Genomic DNA, 24,708 nt, shown 5'->3' with positions numbered 1-24,708 from the left:
GCTAAAATGTAACAATGCAGCCATTTATAACTCTAAAATTCAAAACGAGGGTGCTTAACTGGTTAAGCCGCATACCATTGGAATTAATTTTCTGGGTTGTGAGTTTATTATTACTGGCAATAGCTGAACCTCAGGGACATGAAGCCGTAAATCACTTTACTTTTTGTCCGCTGGCGAATCTGGGACTGGACTGGTGTCCGGGCTGCGGACTGGGAAGATCTGTTACGCAATTGTTCCATGGTAACCTTGAAGAGAGTTTTCATCAGCACTGGTTAGGTATACCAGCGGTAGTGATTATCGGGCTGAGAATAATAACACTTGGTCGATACGAGTGGAAAAAAAATAAGAATAGATAAATTAAATATAAGGAGAGAGATTATGTACAATTCACCATTTATGATGCTTCCGGGCATCACGCCTCAGGAGTTTTCTTACCTGCAATCTATAACAACAGGTTTTAATGAGCAGCAGCTGAATGGATTTCTAATGATTTATAATAGTAAAAGAAGAAATCCGGATGATATGGTTCTGTATTGTGTGCTGGGATTTTTTGTACCGGGATTGTCGAGATTTTTAGTAAACCAGATTGGAATGGGTATTCTTTACTTTTTCACTTACGGACTATGTATGATCGGTACTATTATAGATCTGGTAAATTATAAGAATCTGGCTTTTGAATATAATCAGAAGGTTGCTTTTGAAAGTTTACAGATGGCAAAAATGGGTGCTATAACTCAATAAATCAGATAAATTTTAAGCTGGCTGTAAACCTTATTGTATCTTTACGTATTATGAGATTAGCTGTAATTACGAAACATCTGGAGACTTATGCGCCACTGAACTATCAGGAAGACTATGATAATTCAGGCTTGCTGACGGGTGATATGAACCAGGAAATCACAGGAGCTCTGGTTGCTCTTGATTGTACTGAAGATATTGTTGATGAGGCGATTGCTAAAAACTGTAATCTGATTATTACACATCATCCTATTGTTTTTAAAGGATTAAAAAGATTCACCGGTAAAAATTATGTGGAACGGGTAATTATCAATGCCATTAAAAATAATATTGCTTTGTATGCTATTCATACTAATCTGGATAGTGTCCAGAATGGGGTAAATGGTGTAATTTGTAAACGATTGGGCTTAAAGCAGGCTAAAATTCTGGCTCCCAAAGCTGGGATTTTAAAGAAATTGATCACTTTTTGTCCCATAGCTCAGGCAGGCAGACTGAGAGAGGCTCTTTTTGCTGCTGGTGCAGGGAATATTGCAAATTACAGTGAATGTAGTTTTAATACAGAAGGTACAGGTACATTTAAGGCCTCTGCTGGTACACAACCTTATGTTGGTCAGCATGGAATGCAGCATCATGAACAGGAAATAAGGATTGAAACTGTATTTCTGATTCAGGATGAAAGGAAAATATTGCTGGCGCTGCTGGAAAATCATCCTTACGAAGAGGTTGCCTATGATATTTTTCCTATGGAGAATAAACTGGATACAGTTGGTTCCGGAATGGTGGGCTGGCTGGAAGAAGAGCTGGATGCAGCGGATTTTCTGCGCTTTGTAAAATCAAGAATGAACGTAACGCTGATCAGACACACCCGGGATACTGGCCGGAAGATAAAAAAAGTGGCTGTTTGCGGTGGTTCAGGAAGTTTTCTGCTTGGACATGCTATTGCTGCTGGTGCAGATGCTTTTATTACTGCAGACTTCAAATATCATGAGTTTTTTGATGCTGATGGGAAACTTATGATAGCTGATATCGGACATTTTGAAAGTGAACAGTTCACATCTAACCTGCTGGTTGATATTCTGGAACGGAAGTTCCCTGAAATGACTGTACATTTAACAGGAGTGAATACGAATCCGATAAATTACTTCTACTAAGCAAGATAAATTAAGGCATAAAAAGGGCCTCCGAATTATTCGGAGGCCCTTTTTTATTATTCTTTAGTTTCTTCGCCTCTGGCATTATAATCTACGACAGCGACCTCCACGCCTTCTTTTTTCCAATGGTTCTCAATCAGTTTCATTGTGTTTTGGAAATAAGTATAATCCTTGCGGGATAAGTCTGTCCATCCTACTTCTGCATACGCAGCTAAACGCGGATAAATTTTTTGCTGCATATCTGCTACTTCCGGAATAAATTCACTCCACATCTGACAGCCCAGGCCCAGTACATGCTTATCATATTTCGGGTCCAGTCCTTGCGGAATCGGATTAAAATCATAAGCCTTTCTAATCGGGATTTCCTTGTAATCATAATCCAGATAGGTATAAATATGATAGGAGTTAACCAGGTCATATCCTTTTGAAGCTGCGCTGGTAATCATATCAGTTGTACCTCTCCAGAAATGAACAATAGTTCCCTGATCCAGTTTTTCTTTAACTACAGTTTCTTTGTCATCTGTGAATTCATGGACTTTGCCTCCCATAATTTCATTCCAGCCCATCATCCGGCGACCTTTTGAGGCAATGAATTTGGAAATTTTGTTGGTAAACCAGATCTGTACATCGGCAGGCGATTTTAAGCCTTCTCTGCCCATTAGAGCCTGTATCTGAGGGGAACTTTTCCATTGGTCATATAAAACCTCGTCTCCGCCAATATGAATAACTTTAGAAGGGAATAATGCCATCACTTCGGTTAGTACATCTTCTAAGAAGGTATAAACTTTTGGATCTGCGACATTGTAAGTATCTTTAAATTTACCAAACGTCACCGGCACTTCCACTTTTTCTCCGGTTGTACCCAACCATGGATAGGCGGCAATCGCTGCTGTAGCGTGGCCCGGCATTTCGATTTCTGGGACTATAGTGATATGTCTGTCTGCTGCATAGCGGACAACTTCTTTAATTTGTTCTTGTGTATAGAATCCTTCATGTGGTTTTCCTGAGCGTTTTTCGCTTCTCCAGGCCAATTGTGAATCTTTACGTTTGGACCCGATTTTAGTTAGTTCAGGATATTTTTTGATTTCAATCCGCCAACCCTGATCGTCTGTTAAGTGCCAGTGGAATACATTCATTTTGAGCATTGCCATATCATCCAACAGTTGTTTTACAACTTTTTCTCCTTTAAAATGACGTCCCTCATCAAGCATTAAAGCTCTCCAGCCAAAACGTGGTTTATCTTTAATGGTTACATATGGCACTGTTGCACTTTTTCCAGGTTCGGTTACTGTAATTAATTGCAGCAGACTTTGTATACCATAAAATAAGCCGGCCTTATCTGCTGCTGATATTTTAATACCATTAGTATTTACAGTAAGTTCATAACTTTCTTTACCGTAAGTTGCTGCCGGATTTTCTTTCAAATCCAGAAGTATATTGTTTTTACTGGCTTTTGGGGTAATAGTTACCGGAATATTCAGCCCGGCAATGAGCGAGAGTTTGTCTTTCAGGTACTGTGCTTCCGCTGGTAATCCATGAACAATAATTTTTGTTGCTGCACTCAGGTTTAAAGTCCCTTTTTTTGCTGTTTCCAGGATCAGGGGACGGGGAGAAATGAGGGGTTCCGTCTGGGCTGATACATGCTGATTACTGATCAGCAAACAGACTGCCGCAAACGATACTAAAAGCTTTTTCATAATGGTTATTTGGTTAAGTTGGGGAATTCTTAAATATAAGGGTTTAATGAAATAGTTTTTTATTCGTCTCCCATTAACGGGTCAGTAAAGCTCTCGCGGGAATGCTCAACATGACCTGCAAATTGCTGGCTGAATATGTGATTACCCTGCGCTTTTATTGTGAAATCATACCAGTGATGGCTCTTCCCTAACGCTAAAGGAACCAGTTTTTCTGTTTCTTTAGCTCCTATCAGAATATCCAGAGGAGGGTTATAATAAGCATTGTCTGTCAGTGTTAACTTTAGCGGAACCCCTTTTTTAAGACGTTTGATCTGCAAAAGAACATTTCCATTTAATTGATCAATCTTACCTTTCTGATTCTGATAAAGCAGAGTGAGTATAATTTCAGGATCATTCACATCACCGGTAAAATGTCTGAAAAAGCCATTTATGCTATATACTTTTAAATCATAGCGCTGATCTTCAAAGGTTTCTAATGGCCATTGGTATGAAAGCGTATCTCCTGCATCGGCTGTAAATGACCAGTTTTTGGCTTTTGCATAAATATTAAAACCTGCTCCGCTTGATTTTTTTCCAAAGTATTTATTACCGGCAGTGAGGGTTATTTTAAATGTTGTTTTATCTGTAGTTAATCCACCATCTGCGTAAATTTCATATGGAATTGCATTGGCTGGCTTAATCCCTTTTTCCTGTTTGGGAAGATGGGCTGAATCTTTTGTTTTTTTAACTATTTCAGCAATTTCAGTAGGTGTCAGTTTTTTAAAGTTATCTGGTAATTTGGCAAACTGAGCTTTATGGATTTCTTCAATGAAAGGCTTTTTCTCTATAGTTTTTGGCAGCGGAATTTTCTCTCCGTTATAAGGCCTGAACACAGAAGTAAGGTCCCCGCATAAACTTCTGCGCCAGGAAGTCAGATTGTCTTCATGAATTTTCTGTCCTGTTTTATGGCTTAGGAAATGTTCAAGGAACTGAATGGAAGATGTGTGGTCAAAGACCTGTGAATTGACATAGCCTCCACGTGTCCATGGGGAGACAACGACCATAGGAATTCTATAGCCAAGCCCAACCGGACTTTCTCTTTCACTTTGTCCTTTCTGCACAAACTCAGCCTCAGTATCAAGACTTTTTGAAACGATTCCGGTAGATGAATCTTTTGGGTTAGGAGCAACGAATGGTGGTAAATGATCAAAATAACCATCATTTTCATCATAAGTAAGAACGAAAATTGTCTTTTTCCAGACTTCGGGATTTTTGGTTAAGATATCAATGGCTTCTGACAGGTACCAGGCACCATACCAGGGCGCACCAGGATGGTCAGAGAAATTACATGGGGCAACCAGCCAGGAAACGGCAGGTAGTTTTCCTGTATCTACATCCTTGCGAAACTGATGTAATACATCGCCTTTTGGAATTTCAGTAGTCCTTTCTTTTCCGTTGTCGTTATAAGTAATAGATTCCAGTTTATGAAAGTCGGGATCATTTCTGTTGGTTGTAAAAGCTCGTTTATGTAGTTCCTGTTGTTCAGGTGATAATGATTCGAGGGGATTATTCTCTAGAAAATCAAGATCTTTCTGATAGCGTTCAAGAGTTTTTTGGAGTTTGGGGTCTGGTTTAATCTTTATTTTCGCAGCTAGATCAGCAGTAGCCTTTTTAAGCCATAGAATATGCTCAGGGTGTCTTTTAACATGGTATTGCTGAAAAAATTCAATAGGGTTGTCTGTGAAATTTCCAAGCCAGTCATCTTGTTCTCCTTCAAAGCCCACTCCTGCACTAAGCTCATTCTGATATATTTTCCAGTCTACTCCATGTTTAGACAGGCGCTCTGGAAAGGTTCCCCATGAAAGTCGTTCTGAACCGTCAATATCTCCATTGTTCAGATGAGCTTTGGCTGTTCCGTTTTGTTCTTCTCTGATTTTACCTGTCCAGAAGAAGGTACGGTTGGGGCTTGTTCCTGTAAGGGAAGAACAAAAACTATGATCACAAACTGTAAAGGCATCGGCCAGGGCATAATAAAAAGGAATATCTTCCCTGTTATAGTAACCCATTGTTAATGGCATATCGGCATAATTCTTATTGCCTGATCTCTTTGCTTCCAGCCAGCCATTATAATCACCGTTGTTACGGGCATCAACCTGATTTTCCCAGGAATGGGGCAGGGAATTCATCCAGGTTGCTCTGGTGTCTTTAAGATCTAATCTGAATGGAGCATAGGTTTCTCCTTTTTTATTGCTCTGCAACCAGACGGGATAATTGTTTGGTAAACGGATCGCCCGGGGATCATTAAAGCCCCGGACCCCCTTCAATGAACCGAAGGCGTGGTCAAAAGACCTGTTCTCCTGCATTAGAAATACAATATGCTCTGCATCTAAATAAGTTGTTCCAAGATCAGGATCAATAGCTAAAGCTCTTTGTATTGATCCCGGTAAAATTGTTGAAAGACTTAAAGCTCCGGTTAGTAATGAAGCTTTCCTGATAAAATCTCTTCTGTTTTCCATGTAAATAAAAATCTAAAAATTATTTTAACAAGCAAGCTTCAGGGGCGATTTAATATCGTTTTACATAATATCGTTACATATACATCTGTTTTGAATCGTTCTAAATTATCTTACCTTTGACGATTAACTCATAATGGATCGTGTCTGAACAGTCAACTGATAAATTAAAGAATCAGCTTAGAATTGATGAAGTCTCTTTCTTTCATCTTTACGAACGCTATTGGAAAAAGCTATATCAGCTGGGATATAAATATCTTGGAGATGCTTATCGCGCTGAAGGCGTAGTACAGGAGGTTTTTACTTCTATCTGGCAACGCAAGGATAGCTTATTGCTAAGCGAAGATACTATAGAAAATTATCTGGTCAGAGCAGTAAGATTCCGGATCAGCAGGATTTATAGTGATGAAGTCCGGAAAGCAAAAAAGATGGATGAATTATTACAGAGACAAACGGTCGGTGATACCAATCATACAGAGCAGGAAGTTTTATACAGATTTTTAAGGGAAGATATTGATAAACTTGTCAGTTGTCTTCCGGATCGCTGTAAGGAAGTTTATGTGTTGAGCAGGGAAAAAGGGTTAAATAACCAGGAGATTGCAGGAAATCTGCTGATCTCTGAAAAAACGGTCGAAAATCAATTGACAAAGGCCCTGAAATTTATCCGTAAAGGGCTTGAAAAATACCCTTTGTCTTAAAAATCATTCTTCGTCTGCTATAGGGGATAATGGCAGGTTGTGATAATATTAGTCAGTAAGCCAGGTATATGAATCCGGAATTATTAAAAAAATGTTTATCGGGAAATGCTTCTGAAGAAGAACTGAAAATCTATGAGAACTGGATAGAAGGGGGAGATGACGATTTTGATGCGGAAGAAATTACTGCTGAAAATATTCCTTCACAACAGGACGCATGGTCTAAAATCAAGGCACAAAACTTAAAGCATGATTATTCACAGCTCTATAAAAACCGGATATTTAAAATGGCAGTTGCTGCAAGTTTAGTGGCAATATTCTATTTCTTTGGTTTCCAGGATAAATGGATATCTGAAAAGCAAATGGTGTTTCATTATGACCATTCCCGGCCTTCAATGGAAAAAGAGTTTGATGGGCTTCGGATCCGTCTGGGACATAATGGAATGGTCAGATTAGCACAGCAGAGTGATGATTTAACGGATATTAGTTTTTCGGGAAATATGATGTTAAGTAATACAACTTCTGCTGATAAAGAGCTTATCGTTCTTTCTAAAGATCGTGAAGGCCAGACCAGGTCTAAAAAAATTAACCTGCGCAAAGGACGATCTTATTTACTGGCACACTATCTTTTTAGAGAGGATGAACTGGTTATGGTAGAGAACCATAATCTCATAAATATGCCACCAGCCCTGGCTATTAATATGAAGAGAGATTTTAACCTCTAAATGATTAGATTGAAACGATATTCCCTCCTACATCTCCGGATTATAACTGATATTGGAGTCCTGTTTATATTGCTTTTTTTTGCTGGTTGTGAAAGCAATAAAGGAAAGGAAAAATTTAGCTATGGGCTCATTGTATATAACCAGGAGAAAGATGTAACCAATTTTATGCCTGTTTACTCCATGGAAAATGGAAAACCGGAACCAGAAGGGATTGCTTTGCCAGGAATGGTTATTACCGTTGATGACAGGTGTTACTTTTTGATGGACAAATCAGATAAGACTTTGCTTAAATACAGGGCAACAGCGGATGGATTGGTACTGCAGCAGTCTGTTGATATGAAGGCGATTGCATGGGAACCTTATTCGGGCTGGGTAAACCGGGTAAATGATCATACTATTCTATTGGGTAGTGTAGTAAATGAGCGGTTCAGTTATTCAGAAGTCGATCTTAAAGAAATGAAAATATTGCGTAATGGCATATTAGCTGTTCCGCCTGCACCGAAAGGGGTAAATTATACAGGGATTTCTGCACAAATGGCTGATAACAGACTGTTTGTTTCCTATACTTTTCAAAAGGGTTTTATGAGGGAACATATTAATCCTCCTGATGATGCTGTTCATACGGCTATATTCAATTATCCTTCATTAAAATTGCAAAGGAAATTTGAAGATAAAAGAACTACCTGGCCCGGAAGCTATAATATCTGGAGTTCTAATTCTCTTGTCCTGAACGATACAGTTTATGTACTGGGGCAGCCAGGAGGCAGGACGGGTAATCATCCCTCTGCACCTTCGGCTATTTTAAGGCTCAATAAGGGAGAAAACACTTTTGACCCGGGGTACTTGTTCAAGTTGGGAAATCAGGGCGTACAGGAAGCTTATACGCTTTACAACTTAGGTCATGGACTGGCTGTTACAAAAATAGTAGAGTCTCCGGTGATCAGGGAGTTTGATGACTATATGACGAAAAGAATCTCCAGGTATGAACTCGTGGATCTTCGCAGGCAAAAAAAAATTGCACTGGCCATGCCTCCGGTATTTCTTGATTTTCTTATGAATGTTGCTGCGGATGATAATTTTGCATATTTTTCTGTCTATCAGGAAAATAACAAGAGCCAAATCTGGCTATATGATCTCCGTTCGGGGATACTTAAACGTGGCACTGAGGTAAATGGACAAATAATCCGTATAGATAAGTTAACAGATTAAAATCTTCAGGCTAATTTATTTAAAATAATTCTAAATAGATGTAGGGGTAATTGCGTGCTTATGATAATAGTATAAGTAGAAGCAGGGAAACCGATGTTTATGTTGTAAAAATTAAATAAAAAAGAGCCATACAGTTCGTACCTGTATGACTCATCCCCAGATGGGGTTACCTCTAAATCGTTTATCATTTAAAAGTAATGCAAAGTAAGAATTTTTTTCTGACGGGTATTTTGTGCGCCCTCATTTTTTTCGCTCAGGCTCAGAACAGCAGGAACGGCACGATTAAAGGAAATGTATATAATGACCAGTCGGAAGCTATTCCGGGCGCAATTATCAAATTATTACCACTTAATAAGACAACAGTCAGTGATGAAAGAGGGGAATTTCATTTTACTGGTGTTGCTGCCGGCTCTTATAAGTTGTCAATTCATGCACTGGGCCATATTAAAGCAGAGAAAAGCTTAACGGTTATTGCTGAAAAAGAGGTCGCTGCTAGCTTCAGACTTAAACAGGATGTAAGACAGATCGATGAAGTCGCTATTCTCGGCTTTAGCAAAAATCAGAAAACGAACAGGCAGGCATATAATGTAATATCGATAGACGCAAAAGCTCTTCATAATACGACGATGGATCTTGGGCAGGTCATGAACCGGGTTTCTGGTGCGCGTGTCCGTGAATCTGGCGGAGTTGGGTCGAATATGACTTTTAGTCTGAATGGCTTTACTGGTAATCAGGTGAAGTTCTTTCTGGACGGAATACCGATGGAGAATTTTGGATCTTCTTTCCAGCTAAATAATATTCCGGTAAATCTTGCTGACAGAATTGAAGTTTATAAAGGAGTTGTTCCGGTATGGCTTGGAGGAGACGCGTTAGGCGGAGCAGTAAATATAGTAACGAATACAGATCCGGGAACTTATGTCGATGCTTCTTATTCTTATGGATCTTTTAACACACATAAAAGCTCGGTTAATGCAGGCTATACTGCTAAATCTGGCTTTACAGCACAACTAAGTGCTTTTCAGAATTACTCCGATAATAATTACTGGATAAACGGAAACATAACAGACAGTATAACCGGAGTAAATACATTGAGAAGAGTACGCAGATTTCATGATCAGTATCATAATGAAACTGTAATCGCAAATATTGGAGTGTCCGGGAAAAAATATGCTGACCAGTTTCTGGTGGGTATTACTTTAGGACAAAACAAGGCAGACATACAGGTTGGAAACAGGATGGAAGATGTATTTGGTGCGAGATGGAAATCCGGAAATACGATACAACCTACCCTTAAATATGTGAAGAGAGATTTATTTGTTAAAGGACTGGATTTAAGGGTGAATGGAAATTTTAATTTTGGAGAAGAGCGTAATGTGGATACTGTTCCCAGAACATTTACCTGGGATGGATCTTCGGTAGCCAGATACCGGGGTATGCCTAATGCTATTGGCGGGGAAGTTAGTCTAACCGATTTTAAGTTTAAAAATAATAGTGGTCTGGCTAATGCAGGTCTGAATTATACGCTTAATGACCGTCACTCCTTTTCTCTTAATGAGCAATTCTCCACTTTTAACAGGAAAGGACTGAACCGTTTTGATCCGGAAAACCTGCAGGATAAACAACCCCAGGTTTCCAGGAAGAACATGTTAGGATTAGGTTATCGCTTTAATCTTAATGAAAAATCGAATTTTACTGCCTTTATCAAACAATATAACCAGCATATTTCCAGTAATAATGTAGTTAGTGAACTTGATAAGGTGACTAAAGAAAAAGTCTACGGTATACTTTCAAGGAACAAAGACTTATCCAGACAGGGATATGGTCTTGCGGGATCTTATTTTTTAACAGAAAACATTCAGCTTAAGGCTTCTTACGAAAAGGCTTATCGTTTACCAGACAATGATGAGTTCTTTGGTAATGTATATACTACTATTGCAAATCTGGACCTCAGGCCGGAGAAAAGTGATAATATTAACATTGGAGCCACTTATACTGCAGAAATAGATAAAATACATTTCTTCCAGATTCAGGCTAATTATATTTTTCGTAATGCGACCGACTATATCCGGGCCAGAGTACTTCCCGGAGGGAGTAACGGAACTTATTTGAGCATATCTGAGAATGTAGGAAAAGTAACCAATCGTGGGATTGATGCAGAACTGCGCTATGCCTATAAGCAATTATTCACGTTAAATACCAATTTTACTTATCAGAATTTAAGGGATAACAATGAGTTTGAAAAATTGAGAAGTGGAGAATTTTCTGCAACAAGAAGTATCAATTACAGAGATCGTATCCCTAATACTCCCTACCTTTTTGGAAATGCAAATGCCAGTGTTTATTTCAATAATGTCCTGAAAAAAGGGAACCAGCTTACTCTGGGTTATAATCTGTTATATGTCAATAAATTTTATCTGTACTGGCCTGGTCAGGGATCTAAAGAGGGTAAGATGGAAGTGCCAACACAGTGGGCGCATGATGTCAGTATGGTCTACGCGATAGGCGGGGGCAAATATAATATCGCAGTAGAGTGTATGAATTTAACTGATTCTGAGCTGTTTGATAATTATGCATTGCAAAAGCCAAGCCGCTCTTTCAATGTTAAGTTCCGCTATTATTTTTCTAAAAAAAGAGGCACCTGATTGCGGAGGACCATTTAATCCTTAAATAAATAAAACCATCATGTGTAACAGAACGCAAACCGAAATGAATACTATCTCTCGGTAGTACATGACTACAATTAACCACGACGTGCTCCTGAGAGCCATTAAAAACTTAAATAACACGTAAAAACAAATTATAAAACAATGAAAAAGACTACTAATTTTTTAATAACAGGCATATTAGGGATGAGTGTACTATTAGGCGCTTGCAGTAAGAATAATTCAGAAAATCCGGGTCCTGTCGATCCTGTAAAACCTGTTCGTTCAAAATATGTATTTGTTTATACTGGAAAGGGTGAAGCTGCCGCAACATATATCGTAAGTACTGATGATATTACCAAAGGAGGAGTTTCATCAGTCAATAATGGCGTGGAAGTAGACGCCTGGTCTTTTATCGTCCAGAATAATACTGTATTTGCCCAGGCTTATAATGAACAGGGACTTGTAAGACCATTTCGTCTTAATGAACAAGGCAAAGTTGTTGAAGCCGGAAGATCAGTAACGACTTTTCGTACAGGTGTATCCGGTAAAGTGGGTAAAGATTTCTGGATAGGTGGTGGTGACCCGCGTTCAAGTGGTATAGGTGAATTATACCGTTTTGATGCAGTTAATCTTCAAATTTCAGGAAGAAGTACAACTGATTTAAATAAAATAACAGGTACTGGCTTTAATGCTGTATGGACAGGCTTATTTGAAGTAGGGAATAAAATATATCTTCCTTACTATAAGTTTAAACATACTCCAGGTGGCAGAGTTTACGAGGGTGAGTACGGAAGTTTAGACAGTACGTGGGTGGCTGTTTTCAGTTATCCTGAGCTTAAATATGAAAAAACAATAGGAGATGATCGTACTGGTTTTATCGGAGACTGGAGCAGTCAGCAGGGTATGCATCAAATCGAGAATGGCGATACTTATGCATGGTCTACAGCAATGGGTGATGGTGAACATAGAAAATCGGCAAAGCCATCTGGTATTGTACGTATCAAAAAAGGAGCTGAACAGTTCGATAAATCCTATTTCTTTAATATTGAGGGTGCGACAGGGTCAAAAATATCAAGAGGTGAATATATTGGAAATGGCAAATTTCTGATGGCAGTTTATACTAATGCCGGAGCAACCGGAGGAAAAATCAAGATGATTATCGCAGATGTATTTAATAATAAAGTTACTCCCGTTACAGGTGTTCCTGTCCATGAATTTGGTGGATTTAAGCTGATTGTTTATGCTGAACAAGATGGTAAAACAATCAATTATGTAATGCAGGATGATGCAGGTGAGTACTATGTTTACATTATCAATGCAGATAGCGGAACGGCAACAAGAGGTGTTCATATTGAGGGCGCGGATGGTGTAACTGCTATATCGAAATTAAACTATTAAAATATTGTGTTTTGTTGGGCCGCATTATCAGGTGTAAGCGGCCCTTTTTTTAACTGTTTTTCAATGTTCAAAAAAATCAATGGCTGGCTCCATTTGTGGTTGGGACTTGCTTCTGGTATTATTGTAGTTATTGTTAGTCTGACTGGCTGCATACTAGTGTTTGAGCAGGAAATAAATAATTTACTCTATCCATATCTGACAGTTGAGCCAGAGGCGGAAAGTAAATATCTTCCGCCCTCTCAGATTTATAATAGTATCGCAAAAGCCTTACCGGGTAAAAAAGCTGGGAGCATCTGGTATCATGGGTTAGATAAATCTGCCCATGTGACGGTTAATTCTGATTCTACGGTGTATGTTAATCCCTTTTCCGGAGAAATACTTGCAGTTGCTGATCATGATGCATTCTTTCATTTTATGGATGAAGGTCACCGGAATCTGTGGATGGGGAGAAAAATCGGGAAAGCTGTTGTAGGTTGGGGAACTTTTATCTTTTTCTTGCTCTTAATCAGCGGACTCATTTTGTGGTATCCAAAAAAATGGAATAAAACGAATATCAATAAGAGTTTTAAAATAAAATGGAACGCTAAATTTAAAAGGGTCAATTATGATCTTCATAATGTACTTGGATTTTATTCTTTGTTAATAGCCGTTGTACTAGCATGCACGGGGTTGATAATGAGCTTTTCATGGTTTTCAAAAAGTGTTTACTGGCTGACCGGTGGCACTAATTCCAAGCGTCAGAAGCAGCAGGAAATTAAAATACAGCCTCCGCCAAACCCCATAGTTTACAGTTCAGACAAGGTATGGTATAAGGTAAGAAAGGAAATGGCGGTACATGAAAAAAATGCCATTATTGTTACTATTCCTGACCATAATGATGAAGCAATTTATGCCTGTACGGATATGCATAATGGTAGTTGGAGAGATCTTTACTTTGATCCGGTTACAATTGAAGCACTGCCTTATTCGGGGAAACGTTTAGCAGATCTTCCTTTTGCAGACTGGCTCCGTAAATCTAATTATGCCTTTCATGTAGGAGCTGTTGGTGGGCTTTTTACAAAAATTATTGCCTTTATAACAAGTTTGATCTGTGCGAGTTTACCAATTACGGGGTTTTATGTCTGGTGGGGTAAAAGAAAGAAAGTGAATAAAAATAAAAGAATGACTGCATGAAAGTACTCCTGACCCTATTAAGTTTTTTCATATTCTCTCTTATACAGGCACAGACACATCAGGTGAGAGGCCATCTGACAGATGAACAGCAAAAACCGGTTGGCTATGCAGGCATATTTTTGCTCAGGGCTGCAGATTCTGCAAAAGTGAAAGCGGTTGTAAGTGATTCTACGGGATATTTTAATCTTTCGGACATCCCTAAAGGCAAATATTTTGTCAAAATTAGTTTTATAGGTTATCAGCACTATATTAGTGAGCCTATTGAATTGAATGGTACTAATGTAATCTCTAATCTTGGCCGTATCAGGATGATAACGGATCAACTGGCCCTGAATACGGTTGAGATTAAAGCTGGTAAATCAGCTATTGTACAACAGCTTGACCGGATGGTGATGAATGTGGAAAATAGTATTATGGCAGAAGGCGGAACGGCATTGGAATTATTGAGTAAGGCACCTGGTGTAACCGTTAGTGATAAGGGCGAACTAAGTTTAAAAGGCAGACCTGGTACTATGGTCATGATTAACGGAAAACCGACTTATTTATCGGGAAATCAACTGGCAAATCTGTTACGTGGAACAGCCTCAAACACTATTTCCAGGATTGAAATCATGGCAAATCCATCCTCTAAATATGATGCGGCTGGTAATGGAGGTATAGTCGATATTGTCTTAAAGAAAAATGTTAAAACCGGCCTCAACGGAACAATTTCTGCTAATGGAGGGGCAGGAAGGGCTGCTCGTTTTGGCGGTGGTACAAGTCTTAACTACCGGTCAGAAAAAGTAAGTTTTTTTGGGAATTATAACTATTTCTATCAGGATCTGGAAGGGTCTGAAGAAGTTAGAAGAAATTTTTACCGCGATGGAAGCAGAAATGCATATAACAGCTCCATACAGCAAATGAATGAAAAAGCAAGGCTGCGGTCCCATAATTTCCAGGTTGGGATGGATTTGTTTCTTAATGAAAAGAACACGCTGGGTTTTCTTGTGAATGGAGGAGTCGGTCAATATCCAACAATTCAGCCAACGCGAAATCGTCTTTATGATAATTCAACAGGTGTTTTAATCTGGGATGCTCAGACTAATACTGAAGGAAAAGAAAGATGGACAGATATGCTCTATAACATTAATTACAAGCACCTGTTCAATGATAGTGGCCATGAACTGACTGCAGATCTGGACTATGTAACACATTCCTCTAAAATGAATCAGCAGCTGGATACCTGGTTTAATGGAGCTCACCATGCTGTTTCACCTACAGGTAAATCAAGAAAAGGAGACCTGCCTTCTGACAATGATATCTATGTGGCAAAGATAGATTATGCATTGCCAGTGGGTAATCTGGTAAAACTGGAAGCTGGCTGGAAAGGAAGTTTTGTCCGGATGCTAAATAATTTGAAGTATGATACACTGCAAAATGAGATTTATGTACCTGATTATTCAACCAGCAATGACTTCATTTATAAGGAACAGATTCAGGCGGGGTATATAAATTTGAAAAAAGAAATAGGTAAATTTAGTATACAGGCCGGGCTTCGCGGCGAGTACACTTATACCAGGGGACATCAGCTGACTACAGACTCTCTGGTGAAAAGAAGTTATTTCAAATTGTTTCCAAGTGTATTCCTGACGCAGGAAATTAATGATAAAAATAGAGTACAGTTAAGCTATAGTAAACGTATAGAGCGACCAGGTTACTGGGACATGAATCCTTTTAGAGTCTATATGGATCCTTTTTCTTATGAAGAAGGAAATCCGTATCTGCGGCCTTCGGTTGTAAATGCGTTTGAATTAAGTCATGGGTTTCGTTCACGGTATTATACGACACTTACTTATAATTCAAGCACGGATGTAATCAGTAGTCTGGTTGGAGGAAATGGTGAATTATCCTTCCAGAAACCTGAAAATCTGGCTACTTTTAAAAATTATGGCATCAGTTTTACAGCTTCAGTAGATTTTTTCAAATGGTGGTCAGGAACGCAGTTTGCAAATCTTTTCCATAATAATTTTTCTGTTGCAGGACAAAAAGGAGAGGAAAATATTAAAGGGACCAGTTTTTCTTTTGATTCACAGCACTCATTTAAGCTGGGAGATGGCTGGAAGGCAGAAATTGACGGATTGTATAAATCAAAAGTAATCTCCGGAGTGTTTACAACAAAAGCTTATTATATGATATCAGCAGGTGGCCAGAAGGATATTATGAAAGAAAAAGCCAGCATAAAGCTTCTGGTTAATGATATTTTTCAGAGCAGGCAAATTAAACAATCTGCTACGTATGATAATATTGCTACCTATAGCCATAGCAGGTCTGATAGCCGCGCAGTAGTCCTCTCATTCAGTTATCGCTTTGGAGGAGACGGATCTGGTAGTAAACAACGTAGTACAGCAAGTGAAGACTTAAAAGGGAGGATGAAATAAAGGGTTAAGCTCGACCGGACGAGGATAAAATATTTAATTAAAAGCCAATCAGCAGATTAATAGCAAATTGTATGGCTGAAAGAAAATATAATACTTATCTTTGCAAGCTTTAGCAATAGACTGTATGATAATTAATTCCAATAATTTAGGGAATTAAGTTTTGTTTTGAGTCTTTGCGAAAGCTAAGAAACGGTTAAATAACTGATATTTAGTTAAATATAATTATACCCATAAATTATTTCATTTAATGGAACAAACTGTAGAGCAAAAGCTGAAAGCTTTATACGAATTACAAACCCTTCATACAAAAATTGATAAAATACGTCAGATCCGTGGTGAATTACCAATGGAAGTAGCGGATTTAGAAGATGAGGTAGCTGGATTGGAGACGCGTATACAAAAATTCAAAGCTGAATTGGATGATACCGAAGATGCTATTGTAACACGTAAAAATATGATCAAAGAATCTCAGGCTTTGATTAAAAAATATGATACTCAGTTAAAAGAAGTAAAAAATAATCGTGAGTATGATGCTTTAACAAAAGAAGTTGAAATCCAATCTCTTGAAATTCAGGTTTGTGAAAAGAAAATCAGAGAATACGGGTTTGATATTTCTTCTAAAACTGAAGTTTATGAGAAAGCTTTGGCCGATCTTGAATCCAGAAAAAATGATTTAGAGATTAAAAGAGGAGAATTGCAGACTATTACTTCTGAAACAGAAAAAGATGAGCAGGCTTTAAATAAAAAAGCCGAAAAAGCTGAAGCTGTAATTGAAGAAAGATTATTGGTTGCTTACAGAAGATTAAGAGGAAATGCAAACAATGGTCTTGCTGTTGTAACCATTGATCGTGATTCTTGTTCAGGATGTTTTAATCAGATTCCTCCTCAACGTCAGCTGGATATTCGTCAACGTAAAAAAATCATCGTATGTGAGCATTGCGGTAGAATTTTAGTTGATGAGGCATTGACATTGGAAAATGTACCTGCATAATTAAGCTATTATTGCTAACACTATAAAAAAAACGGTCAGATTGTAATCTGACCGTTTTTTTTATACAGAATTTTCCGAATTTAAAATAATAATATACCCTTAGTCGTTTTTATGGATTCACGATATAGAAATACTGTAATTATGCCTGCCAAAAGGAAACTGATAATCCTGTTAAAATATTGTCTTTTACCTCTGCTTTTAGCTCTTCCCGGTACAGTACATGCCAACTTTGATTTTAATGCAAATTGCCTGAAGGCTTATCAATTGATATTTGAGCTTAAAATAAATGCAGCAAAACAATTGATTGCTGCAGAAAAGAATGTGCACCCAAAGAATTCTATCGTTCCTTTATTGGAGAATTATGCAGATTATTTTTACCTGATCACGGTAGAAAGCAAGCAGGATTTTGACAAATTGAAAGATGAAAAATCCAGCAGGTTAAGCCAGATTGAAGATGACGATGAAAAGTCTCCATATTATTTATATGCGCAAGCGGAAATCAATTTGCAATGGGCTTTATTGAGAAGTCGGTATGGAGAGTATTTCACTGCTGCCAGAGAAATCAAAAAAGCTAATGGTTTATTGCAGGAAAATAATAAGAAATTTCCTGGATTTCACTTAAATAGTAAAGGTTTAGGTCTTATCAATGTTTTTTTAGGGAATTTGCCAGACGGTGTGCTCAAAAGTACTCTTTCTACTTTTGGTGTAAAGGGGGATGTGCAAAAGGGACTTGTTATGCTGGATAAACTTGCTCAAAACCTACCCCGTTCTACTTTCGAGCCCTTTTATGAAGAAGTCGTGTTTTATTATTCTTATGTTTTATCCGATGTAATTCATTCTCCTGAAGCTTATGCTAAAACTATGAAGTATACTGCCAGAATATCAGATAATAGCCTATTAAAAGCATATCTTCAAGCATATGTATGTGCCAGAAACGGTCACAATGAAGAGGCTATAGCTATTCTTGCAAAACGACCTGCTGGTGAAGGTTATCAGGCATTCCCTTATCTGGAATTGTTAATGGGTACTGCAAAGCTGAATAAACTGGATTATTCAGCTACAAATAATTTCAAAAGATTTTTGCAGCTGAATAAGGGCGTGAATTACATTAAAGATGCAAACCTTCACTTGTCGTGGATAGCGTTATTAAATGGCGACACGGGAGCTTATAGAGGCTATATAGCTAAAGTTAAGAGCTCAGGTTATACTTATGCAGAAAAAGATAAACAAGCGGTGAATGAGGCTGGTGCCCCCGCTCCGGATAACAGCTTATTAAAGGCCAGGCTATTATTTGATGGAGGCTATTATGCTAAAGCGCTGGATTTGCTCGTGGATGAAAACGCATCGGGTTATCAGTCTGTAAAAGATAAAGTAGAATACTACTATCGTATGGGCAGAATATATGATGCTCTGGGCAAGGATGATAACGCATTACAATATTATCAGAATGCTGTAAACAATGGCAAGAATTTAAAATACTATTATGCTGCAACTTCTGCCTTGAATATGGGCAAGATATATGCAGGTAAAAAGAATGATGCCAAGGCTAAAGTTTACTTTAGCCAGGCAATCAATATGAAAAATCATGAATATGAGAACAGTATTGAGACTCAGGCAAAAGACGGTCTGAGAAAACTGAACAATTAAAATCGATATACGAAGGCGTTAATATGCATTCCTGCTCCTACAGAAGCAAATACGGCATATTCGCCTTTCTTTATTTTATAGCCGGCAACCTTTTCTTTGATGACCAGGTCTAACAAGGTAGGGATAGTTGCAACTGAACTATTACCTAACCATGAAATGGTCATAGGTACAAGGTTTTCGGGCACTGAGTCCTTATGATATAATTTGAAAAGTCTTTTCATAATCGCATTGTCCATTTTGCCATTTGCCTGATGAATAAATACGGTTTTGATATCCTCAATATCCAGCTCTGCTTTATCTATAGCCATTTTTACCACATGAGGAACGTTTACAACCGCAAATTCATATAGCTTGCGACCATTCATTTTCATGTAGGTATTACCATCATTTGCAGCTGGATTACAGCTTTTAGACATGTACAAGAGCGAGGCGAAATTACCCGCAAACGTTTGAGTTTTATGAGCAATAATACCGATCGGCTGATCATCTTCAGTTGCTTCAAAAACTACAGCTCCTGCCCCATCTGAAAATATCATGCTATCCCGGTCATGCGGGTCAATTATTCGGGATAGTGTTTCTGATCCAATGACCAAAACACGTTTTGCATCGCCGCTTTGAATTAGATAATTTGCCTGTATAGCACCTTGAACCCACCCCGGACATCCAAAAATGATATCGTAAGAAACACAATCCGGATTTACGATTTCCAGTTGCTGTTTAACTTTAGCAGCAAGCGAAGGCAGAATATCCATACGGTTACTGCCATGGTGGATATCTCCGAAGTTATGGCATACAATGATATGATCCAATGTCTCTTTATCGATTTTAGCATCGTCAAGAGCCCTTTGTGCGGCAATTGTAGCAATGTTGCTGTTCAACAGGTTATCATCTATGTAACGACGTTCTATAATTTCAGTAATTTCAGAGAATTTACTAATAATGTCTGCGTTGTCCTTTTCAAGAATGAGTCCGTTTTCGTAAAAAGTAGAGTTCAGGAAAGAATCACCTGAAACGATGTTCTCCGGAATGTAACTTCCTGTGCCTGCAATTACTGAAGATATATGCTTTTTATTACCCATTCTGAACCGTATACTATTTTAGTATTTAGTATAAAACTAGGATTAATTTATTGAAAACAAAAATTTAAGAGAAATCATCAATTAAAAAAACAAATAATTCTTTTGGACCATGGGCACCAAGAACAAGTGTCTTTTCAATATCGGCTGTTCTGCTTGGGCCGGTGACCGTACTGATCATTGATGGAATCCGCGATCCGTATTTGTTTTTTATTAATTGAAAGCCATCTTTAAGGTCCATTACCAACTGACCGGTTCTGGCAATAACAATATGATGATGAGGAAAAATACTTAGTCTTCTACCCGCTTCGTTCTGATTGCTAAGCAAAATGGAGCCATTTCTGGCAATTAGGGCTTCACACATGGTAATTCCAACTTCAGCCATCTCAAAGTCCTTATCAGTCTTGTAAAATGGAAATTCATAAGTGGAAAGTAAATTCTGAAGCTCGGTTTCCCAGCAATAGATTTTTCTCCATTTAAACTTATCCGCAAGTTCAAGGATGTTTTCAATAAATTCAACACCGTTTTCACAATAAATAAAATTTCCTGAAACAGCAGTGAGCTGCTCGGCAAATAAAATTTCCGGAATTTCTGTATTGGTCTTGTAGAGTGGGGTTTCTTCTAAATTAGGATAAGGGTTATCTCTTTTTTCCAGCAGAGCTTTCCTTATCTTTTTTAGCATTAACTCCTTTGAAGAAATATTCTCTTGCATAAAAAAATGGATTTGCTGTTACCAGATATTCTGGTAACAGCTCCATAAAGATAATTATTATGATTCAGAATTTAAAGGCGTTACCAATGGAGAAGACGGGTCTGTTGTCTCTCCGACGCCTTCATGAAGTAGACCTTCAGCAGCAGGTTTTTGATCACCTGTTCCATTCACGAATTCATCATATGTAGTACGGTTATCGAAAGGACGTTTGCCCAGGATTTCTTCAAGATCTGCCTGGAAAAGAATCTCTTTTTCCAATAGCTTTTCTGCAAGTTTTTCCAGGCCTTCTCTCTTTTCGATCAATAATTGCATGGTTCTTTCATAAACCTGATTGATCAATGTACGTACTTCGATATCAATCAGTTCAGACGTTTTTTCTGAATATGGTTTGTTGAAATTATACTCGTTTTGCGGATCATGGAAAGAAACATTTCCAATAGTTGTGTTCATTCCGTAAATAGTCACCATTGCATAAGACAATTTGGTAATTCTTTCCAGGTCATTCTGTGCACCAGTGGATATTTTACCAAAAACAAGATCTTCTGCAACACGGCCACCCATAGTCATACACATGCCATCAGTAAGTTGTTCTGTAGTATACAGGAACTGTTCTTTAGGTAAATATTGCGCATAACCAAGGGCTGCTACACCACGCGGTACAATAGAAACTTTAACCAGTGGGTCGGCATGTTCAAGGAACCATCCTGCTATAGCGTGTCCGGCTTCGTGATAGGCAACTATGCGTTTCTCCTCTGGAGAGATGATTTTGTTTTTCTTCTCTAAGCCACCAATAACGCGGTCAATTGCATCCTGGAAATCCTGCATGTCAACTGATTCCTTATTCCTTCTGGCAGCGATTAATGCAGCTTCATTACAAACGTTGGCAATTTCGGCACCAGCAAAACCAGGGGTTTGAGCGGAAAGTTTTTTGGCGTCCACAACTACATCAGTCTTGATTGGTTTCAGGTGAACCTTAAAAATCTGCTCTCTGCCAACCAAATCAGGTTTATCAATAGAAATTTGTCTGTCAAATCTTCCCGGACGAAGTAATGCACTATCTAATACATCAGGACGGTTAGTTGCAGCAAGAATAATAATTCCAGAATCTGTACCGAAACCATCCATCTCTACCAGTAACTGATTCAATGTATTTTCACGTTCGTCATTGCCACCCATCATGCTGTTTTTTCCACGGGCACGACCGATTGCATCCACCTCATCAATAAAGATAATACAAGGCGCTTTATCCTTAGCCTGTTTGAATAAGTCACGTACACGGGATGCACCAACTCCCACAAACATTTCTACAAAGTCAGAACCTGACAGAGAGAAAAACGGAACCTGAGCTTCACCGGCAACGGCTTTGGCCAATAAGGTTTTACCTGTACCCGGGGAACCAACAAGAAGAGCTCCTTTTGGTATCTTACCACCCAGGTTAGTATATTTTTTTGGGTTTTTAAGGAAATCTACGATTTCCATAACCTCCTGTTTGGCTTCTTCCAGACCAGCAACATCATTAAAGGTCACGTTTACCTGGCTTTCTTTGTCGAACAGGGTTGCTTTAGATTTTCCTATATTGAAAATCTGTCCACCACCACCGCCGGCACCGCCACCCATTTTGCGCATGATAAAGATCCAGAATCCAATGAATAACAACACAGGAATAATTACTGTGAAGAACCATGAATTGAATGTGCTCTGTCTGGTTTCTTTCTCAGCTAAAATCTGACTGTCAACAGGAACTGCTTTCTGTGACTCAGATAATTGCTTATCCAGAGCATCCATTGAACCCGCGGTAAAAGATACTGTCGGGCCACCGGTTGAGCCAAAATTACTTTTGGTCTGGTATTTTTTATATTTCTCCTGGTTCAGACGATCTGGCTTAATAAAAACATCGGCCCTGACCAGGTCTTCATATTTGTAGGCAACTATTTTTTGAACATCTCCAGGAGCGAGCATGTTTGTTTCAAACTCCCTGTATGTAATTGTTTTATTAGTATCATTGGTAAATAAAACGGAAACCAGGACAAGGCCTAAAATGATAGCAGCGTAAACCCAGAATATATTAAAGTTTGATCCTTTTTGAGGCTTTTTTGGAATGTTCGGTATTCTCTTTATTAATTTGGGCTTAGTATTTTCTTTCTCTTTCATCGTTGATTCAAAAAAATGTATAAGATTGTAACTGGTTATGCGCTTTGATAAGAAGTGGTCTGAGCATCGCCCCATAAGTCTTCTATACCGTAAAAATCTCTTTTTTCAGTTTTGAAGATATGAATAACAACGTCAAAATAATCCAGAATTATCCATTCTGCATTTTCTAATCCTTCTTTTCTCCACGGCGTGGCTTCTGTGTTTTTGTAAATTTCATCTTCAACACTATCAGCAATTGCTTTTACCTGTGTTGAAGAATCTGCATTACAAACTATAAAATAATCTGATACGGAGCTGTTTAATTCTCTTAAGTCCAGACGGACGATATCGTGGCCCTTTTTTTCCTGCATGCCTTGAACGGCTATTTCTGAAAGGTAGGTAGAAAGGTTTACTATTTTCTTTTTTACCATTAAAATGTTTTATTTTTGATAAATAACAACTATAAAATCAACTATTGCAAAATAACACTTTTTCAACACTATTTGTTGGTCAAAATCTTATCAAATTATTAGCAGTTGATTCTACCAATAATTTTCTGAAAAGGATGGTGTCAAATTCCGAGCCATTACCCGAAGGAACTGTTATTATGGCAGAGAATCAATATGAGGGACGCGGCCAGGCAGGAAACAAATGGCATGCAGAACCAGGCAAAAACCTGACTTTTAGCGTACTTCTCCATCCTTCTTTTCTTCCGCTTAATGAGCAATTTAACCTGAATATGACTATTAGTATAGCAATTCAAAAGGCGCTTTCAGGCATTATTGATAAAGGTTTAAGTATAAAATGGCCAAATGACATCTATTTTATGGATAAAAAAATAGGCGGCTTATTATTGGAGAATATCGTCTCTGGAAGTCGAATAAAGGCATGTATTATCGGAATCGGGATAAATGTTAATCAGGAAATTTACGAAACGGAACTAGAGCACCGTGCAGGTTCGATCTTTCAAATTTTACATCGGCATGTTGATTTAGTAGCGCTTTTAGCAGAAATTTGCAGTCATATTGAAGCAGGGTATTTAAAACTTAAAGCGGGTAAGGATAGCGGCCTGCGTAAGGAATACCTGAGTTATCTTTACCAATATAATATAAAGGCTAATTACAGACAAAATGGCGAGATAATTGAGGGAAGAATCACTGATGTGAGTGAGAGTGGGTTATTAAGTCTTGAAACCAGTGATGGATTAAAGACGTATAATTTTAAAGAAATTGAATTTGTTCATCCATAAACAATAATTATCATTTCATAAAACACCATTATAATTTATAAACATGAAAAGAATAACCTTAGTATTTGCATTTTTATTATTTACAGTTCTTGGGGCGTCAGCTCAGATTGAGACTCCGGTAACGTGGTCTTATGCACAAAAGAAAATCAGTAATACAGAAGCAATAGTTTACCTTAAAGCGACTATCCAGGATGGTTGGCATATCTATTCGCAAACAGTGAAACCTGGTGGACCGGTTAAAACAACCATTAAATTTAATCCATCAAAAGATTTCACCGTAGTTGGAAAAACTATTGAACCGAAAGCTCTTTCTAAATTTGAAAAGGTTTTTGATATGAACGTTGGTTATTTTGAAAACCAGGTTGTTTTTCAGCAGAAAGTCAAATTGAATAAACCTTCCACTGTTGTGACAGGAACAATAGAATTTATGGTTTGCGATGCTACGAAATGTCTTCCTCCGGATGAGGTGAAGTTTTCAGTTCAGGTCAAATAGATTTGTTTATAGCTTATGAAGAGTGTCAGGATTCCTGACACTCTTTTTTTTTGTCTTTTTCTATCGAATA

At 38.2% G+C, this 24,708-nt stretch carries 20 protein-coding genes; 14 read left to right on the top strand and 6 right to left on the bottom strand.

Annotated features, from left to right (window positions below):
* Positions 1–98 precede the first annotated feature (98 nt).
* From PL_RS15275 to PL_RS15265, 3 genes are read left to right on the top strand one after another with little or no spacing between them, the layout of a single operon-like run.
* The gene (locus PL_RS15275) at positions 99–356 is read left to right on the top strand and encodes a DUF2752 domain-containing protein (protein WP_348619839.1); all 258 of its coding nucleotides are present in this window, start codon (positions 99–101) and stop codon (positions 354–356) included.
* A 22-nt stretch (positions 357–378) separates the two neighbouring features.
* The gene (locus PL_RS15270; RefSeq protein WP_041883620.1) at positions 379–741 is read left to right on the top strand and encodes a TM2 domain-containing protein; all 363 of its coding nucleotides are present in this window, start codon (positions 379–381) and stop codon (positions 739–741) included.
* A 50-nt stretch (positions 742–791) separates the two neighbouring features.
* Positions 792–1,889, top strand: coding sequence for a Nif3-like dinuclear metal center hexameric protein (locus PL_RS15265; RefSeq protein WP_041883622.1), 1,098 nt, complete (start codon positions 792–794; stop codon positions 1,887–1,889).
* 56 nt (positions 1,890–1,945) lie between these two features.
* Here the strand turns inward: PL_RS15265 and PL_RS15260 are convergent, their stop codons facing one another.
* Positions 1,946–3,586, bottom strand: a complete 1,641-nt coding sequence (locus tag PL_RS15260; protein ID WP_041883623.1) for a beta-N-acetylhexosaminidase — start codon at positions 3,584–3,586, stop codon at positions 1,946–1,948.
* A gap of 59 nt (positions 3,587–3,645) precedes the next feature.
* Entirely contained in the window at positions 3,646–6,081 is a 2,436-nt protein-coding gene (locus PL_RS15255; RefSeq protein WP_041883625.1) for a phosphocholine-specific phospholipase C, read from the bottom strand.
* Positions 6,082–6,221: 140 nt separating this feature from the next.
* Here PL_RS15255 and PL_RS15250 point away from each other — a divergent pair, with 140 nt between their 5' ends.
* The 9 genes from PL_RS15250 (at position 6,222) to PL_RS15210 (ending at position 18,978) form a co-directional block, all read left to right on the top strand.
* Entirely contained in the window at positions 6,222–6,776 is a 555-nt protein-coding gene (locus PL_RS15250) for an RNA polymerase sigma-70 factor (RefSeq protein ID WP_052496425.1), read from the top strand.
* A gap of 68 nt (positions 6,777–6,844) precedes the next feature.
* Positions 6,845–7,498: a hypothetical protein gene (locus PL_RS15245; RefSeq protein ID WP_041883626.1), complete on the top strand. Its 654-nt coding sequence runs from the start codon at positions 6,845–6,847 to the stop codon at positions 7,496–7,498.
* A 9-nt stretch (positions 7,499–7,507) separates the two neighbouring features.
* Complete coding sequence (locus PL_RS15240; protein WP_348619835.1) at positions 7,508–8,707, top strand: hypothetical protein; 1,200 nt, start codon at positions 7,508–7,510, stop codon at positions 8,705–8,707.
* A gap of 197 nt (positions 8,708–8,904) precedes the next feature.
* Entirely contained in the window at positions 8,905–11,349 is a 2,445-nt protein-coding gene (locus PL_RS15235) for a TonB-dependent receptor (protein WP_041883631.1), read from the top strand.
* 165 nt (positions 11,350–11,514) lie between these two features.
* Positions 11,515–12,750: a DUF4374 domain-containing protein gene (locus PL_RS15230; RefSeq protein ID WP_082035978.1), complete on the top strand. Its 1,236-nt coding sequence runs from the start codon at positions 11,515–11,517 to the stop codon at positions 12,748–12,750.
* Positions 12,751–12,813: 63 nt separating this feature from the next.
* Positions 12,814–13,923, top strand: a complete 1,110-nt coding sequence (locus PL_RS15225) for a PepSY-associated TM helix domain-containing protein (RefSeq protein ID WP_041883634.1) — start codon at positions 12,814–12,816, stop codon at positions 13,921–13,923.
* Complete coding sequence (locus PL_RS15220; protein ID WP_052496426.1) at positions 13,920–16,340, top strand: outer membrane beta-barrel protein; 2,421 nt, start codon at positions 13,920–13,922, stop codon at positions 16,338–16,340. Before PL_RS15225 ends, PL_RS15220 begins: the two co-directional genes overlap by 4 nt.
* Before the next feature lie 247 nt (positions 16,341–16,587).
* Complete coding sequence (locus PL_RS15215; protein ID WP_041883636.1) at positions 16,588–17,331, top strand: zinc ribbon domain-containing protein; 744 nt, start codon at positions 16,588–16,590, stop codon at positions 17,329–17,331.
* Positions 17,332–17,442: 111 nt separating this feature from the next.
* Positions 17,443–18,978 carry a tetratricopeptide repeat protein gene (locus PL_RS15210; RefSeq protein ID WP_235324587.1) on the top strand — a complete coding sequence of 512 codons (1,536 nt, stop codon included), beginning with the start codon at positions 17,443–17,445 and terminating at the stop codon, positions 18,976–18,978.
* Here the strand turns inward: PL_RS15210 and PL_RS15205 are convergent.
* The 4 genes from PL_RS15205 to rsfS form a co-directional block, all read right to left on the bottom strand.
* Positions 18,975–20,057: a 3-oxoacyl-ACP synthase III family protein gene (locus tag PL_RS15205; protein WP_041883639.1), complete on the bottom strand. Its 1,083-nt coding sequence runs from the start codon at positions 20,055–20,057 to the stop codon at positions 18,975–18,977. The two genes, PL_RS15210 and PL_RS15205, sit on opposite strands and share 4 nt — an antisense overlap.
* Before the next feature lie 64 nt (positions 20,058–20,121).
* Complete coding sequence (locus tag PL_RS15200) at positions 20,122–20,766, bottom strand: LutC/YkgG family protein (protein ID WP_041883640.1); 645 nt, start codon at positions 20,764–20,766, stop codon at positions 20,122–20,124.
* A gap of 57 nt (positions 20,767–20,823) precedes the next feature.
* Positions 20,824–22,917: an ATP-dependent zinc metalloprotease FtsH gene (ftsH, locus tag PL_RS15195; RefSeq protein WP_041883641.1), complete on the bottom strand. Its 2,094-nt coding sequence runs from the start codon at positions 22,915–22,917 to the stop codon at positions 20,824–20,826.
* 35 nt (positions 22,918–22,952) lie between these two features.
* Positions 22,953–23,327, bottom strand: coding sequence for a ribosome silencing factor (gene rsfS / locus PL_RS15190; protein ID WP_041883644.1), 375 nt, complete (start codon positions 23,325–23,327; stop codon positions 22,953–22,955).
* 44 nt (positions 23,328–23,371) lie between these two features.
* Between rsfS and PL_RS15185 the strand changes: the two genes are divergently transcribed.
* Positions 23,372–24,145 carry a biotin--[acetyl-CoA-carboxylase] ligase gene (locus PL_RS15185; RefSeq protein ID WP_041883645.1) on the top strand — a complete coding sequence of 258 codons (774 nt, stop codon included), beginning with the start codon at positions 23,372–23,374 and terminating at the stop codon, positions 24,143–24,145.
* 43 nt (positions 24,146–24,188) lie between these two features.
* Entirely contained in the window at positions 24,189–24,638 is a 450-nt protein-coding gene (locus tag PL_RS15180) for a protein-disulfide reductase DsbD domain-containing protein (protein WP_041883646.1), read from the top strand.
* Positions 24,639–24,708: the final 70 nt, after the last annotated feature.

This window comes from Pedobacter lusitanus, assembly GCF_040026395.1.
Taxonomy (GTDB): Bacteria; Bacteroidota; Bacteroidia; order Sphingobacteriales; family Sphingobacteriaceae; genus Pedobacter; species Pedobacter lusitanus.
This window is presented reverse-complemented; position numbering and strand designations above follow the sequence as displayed.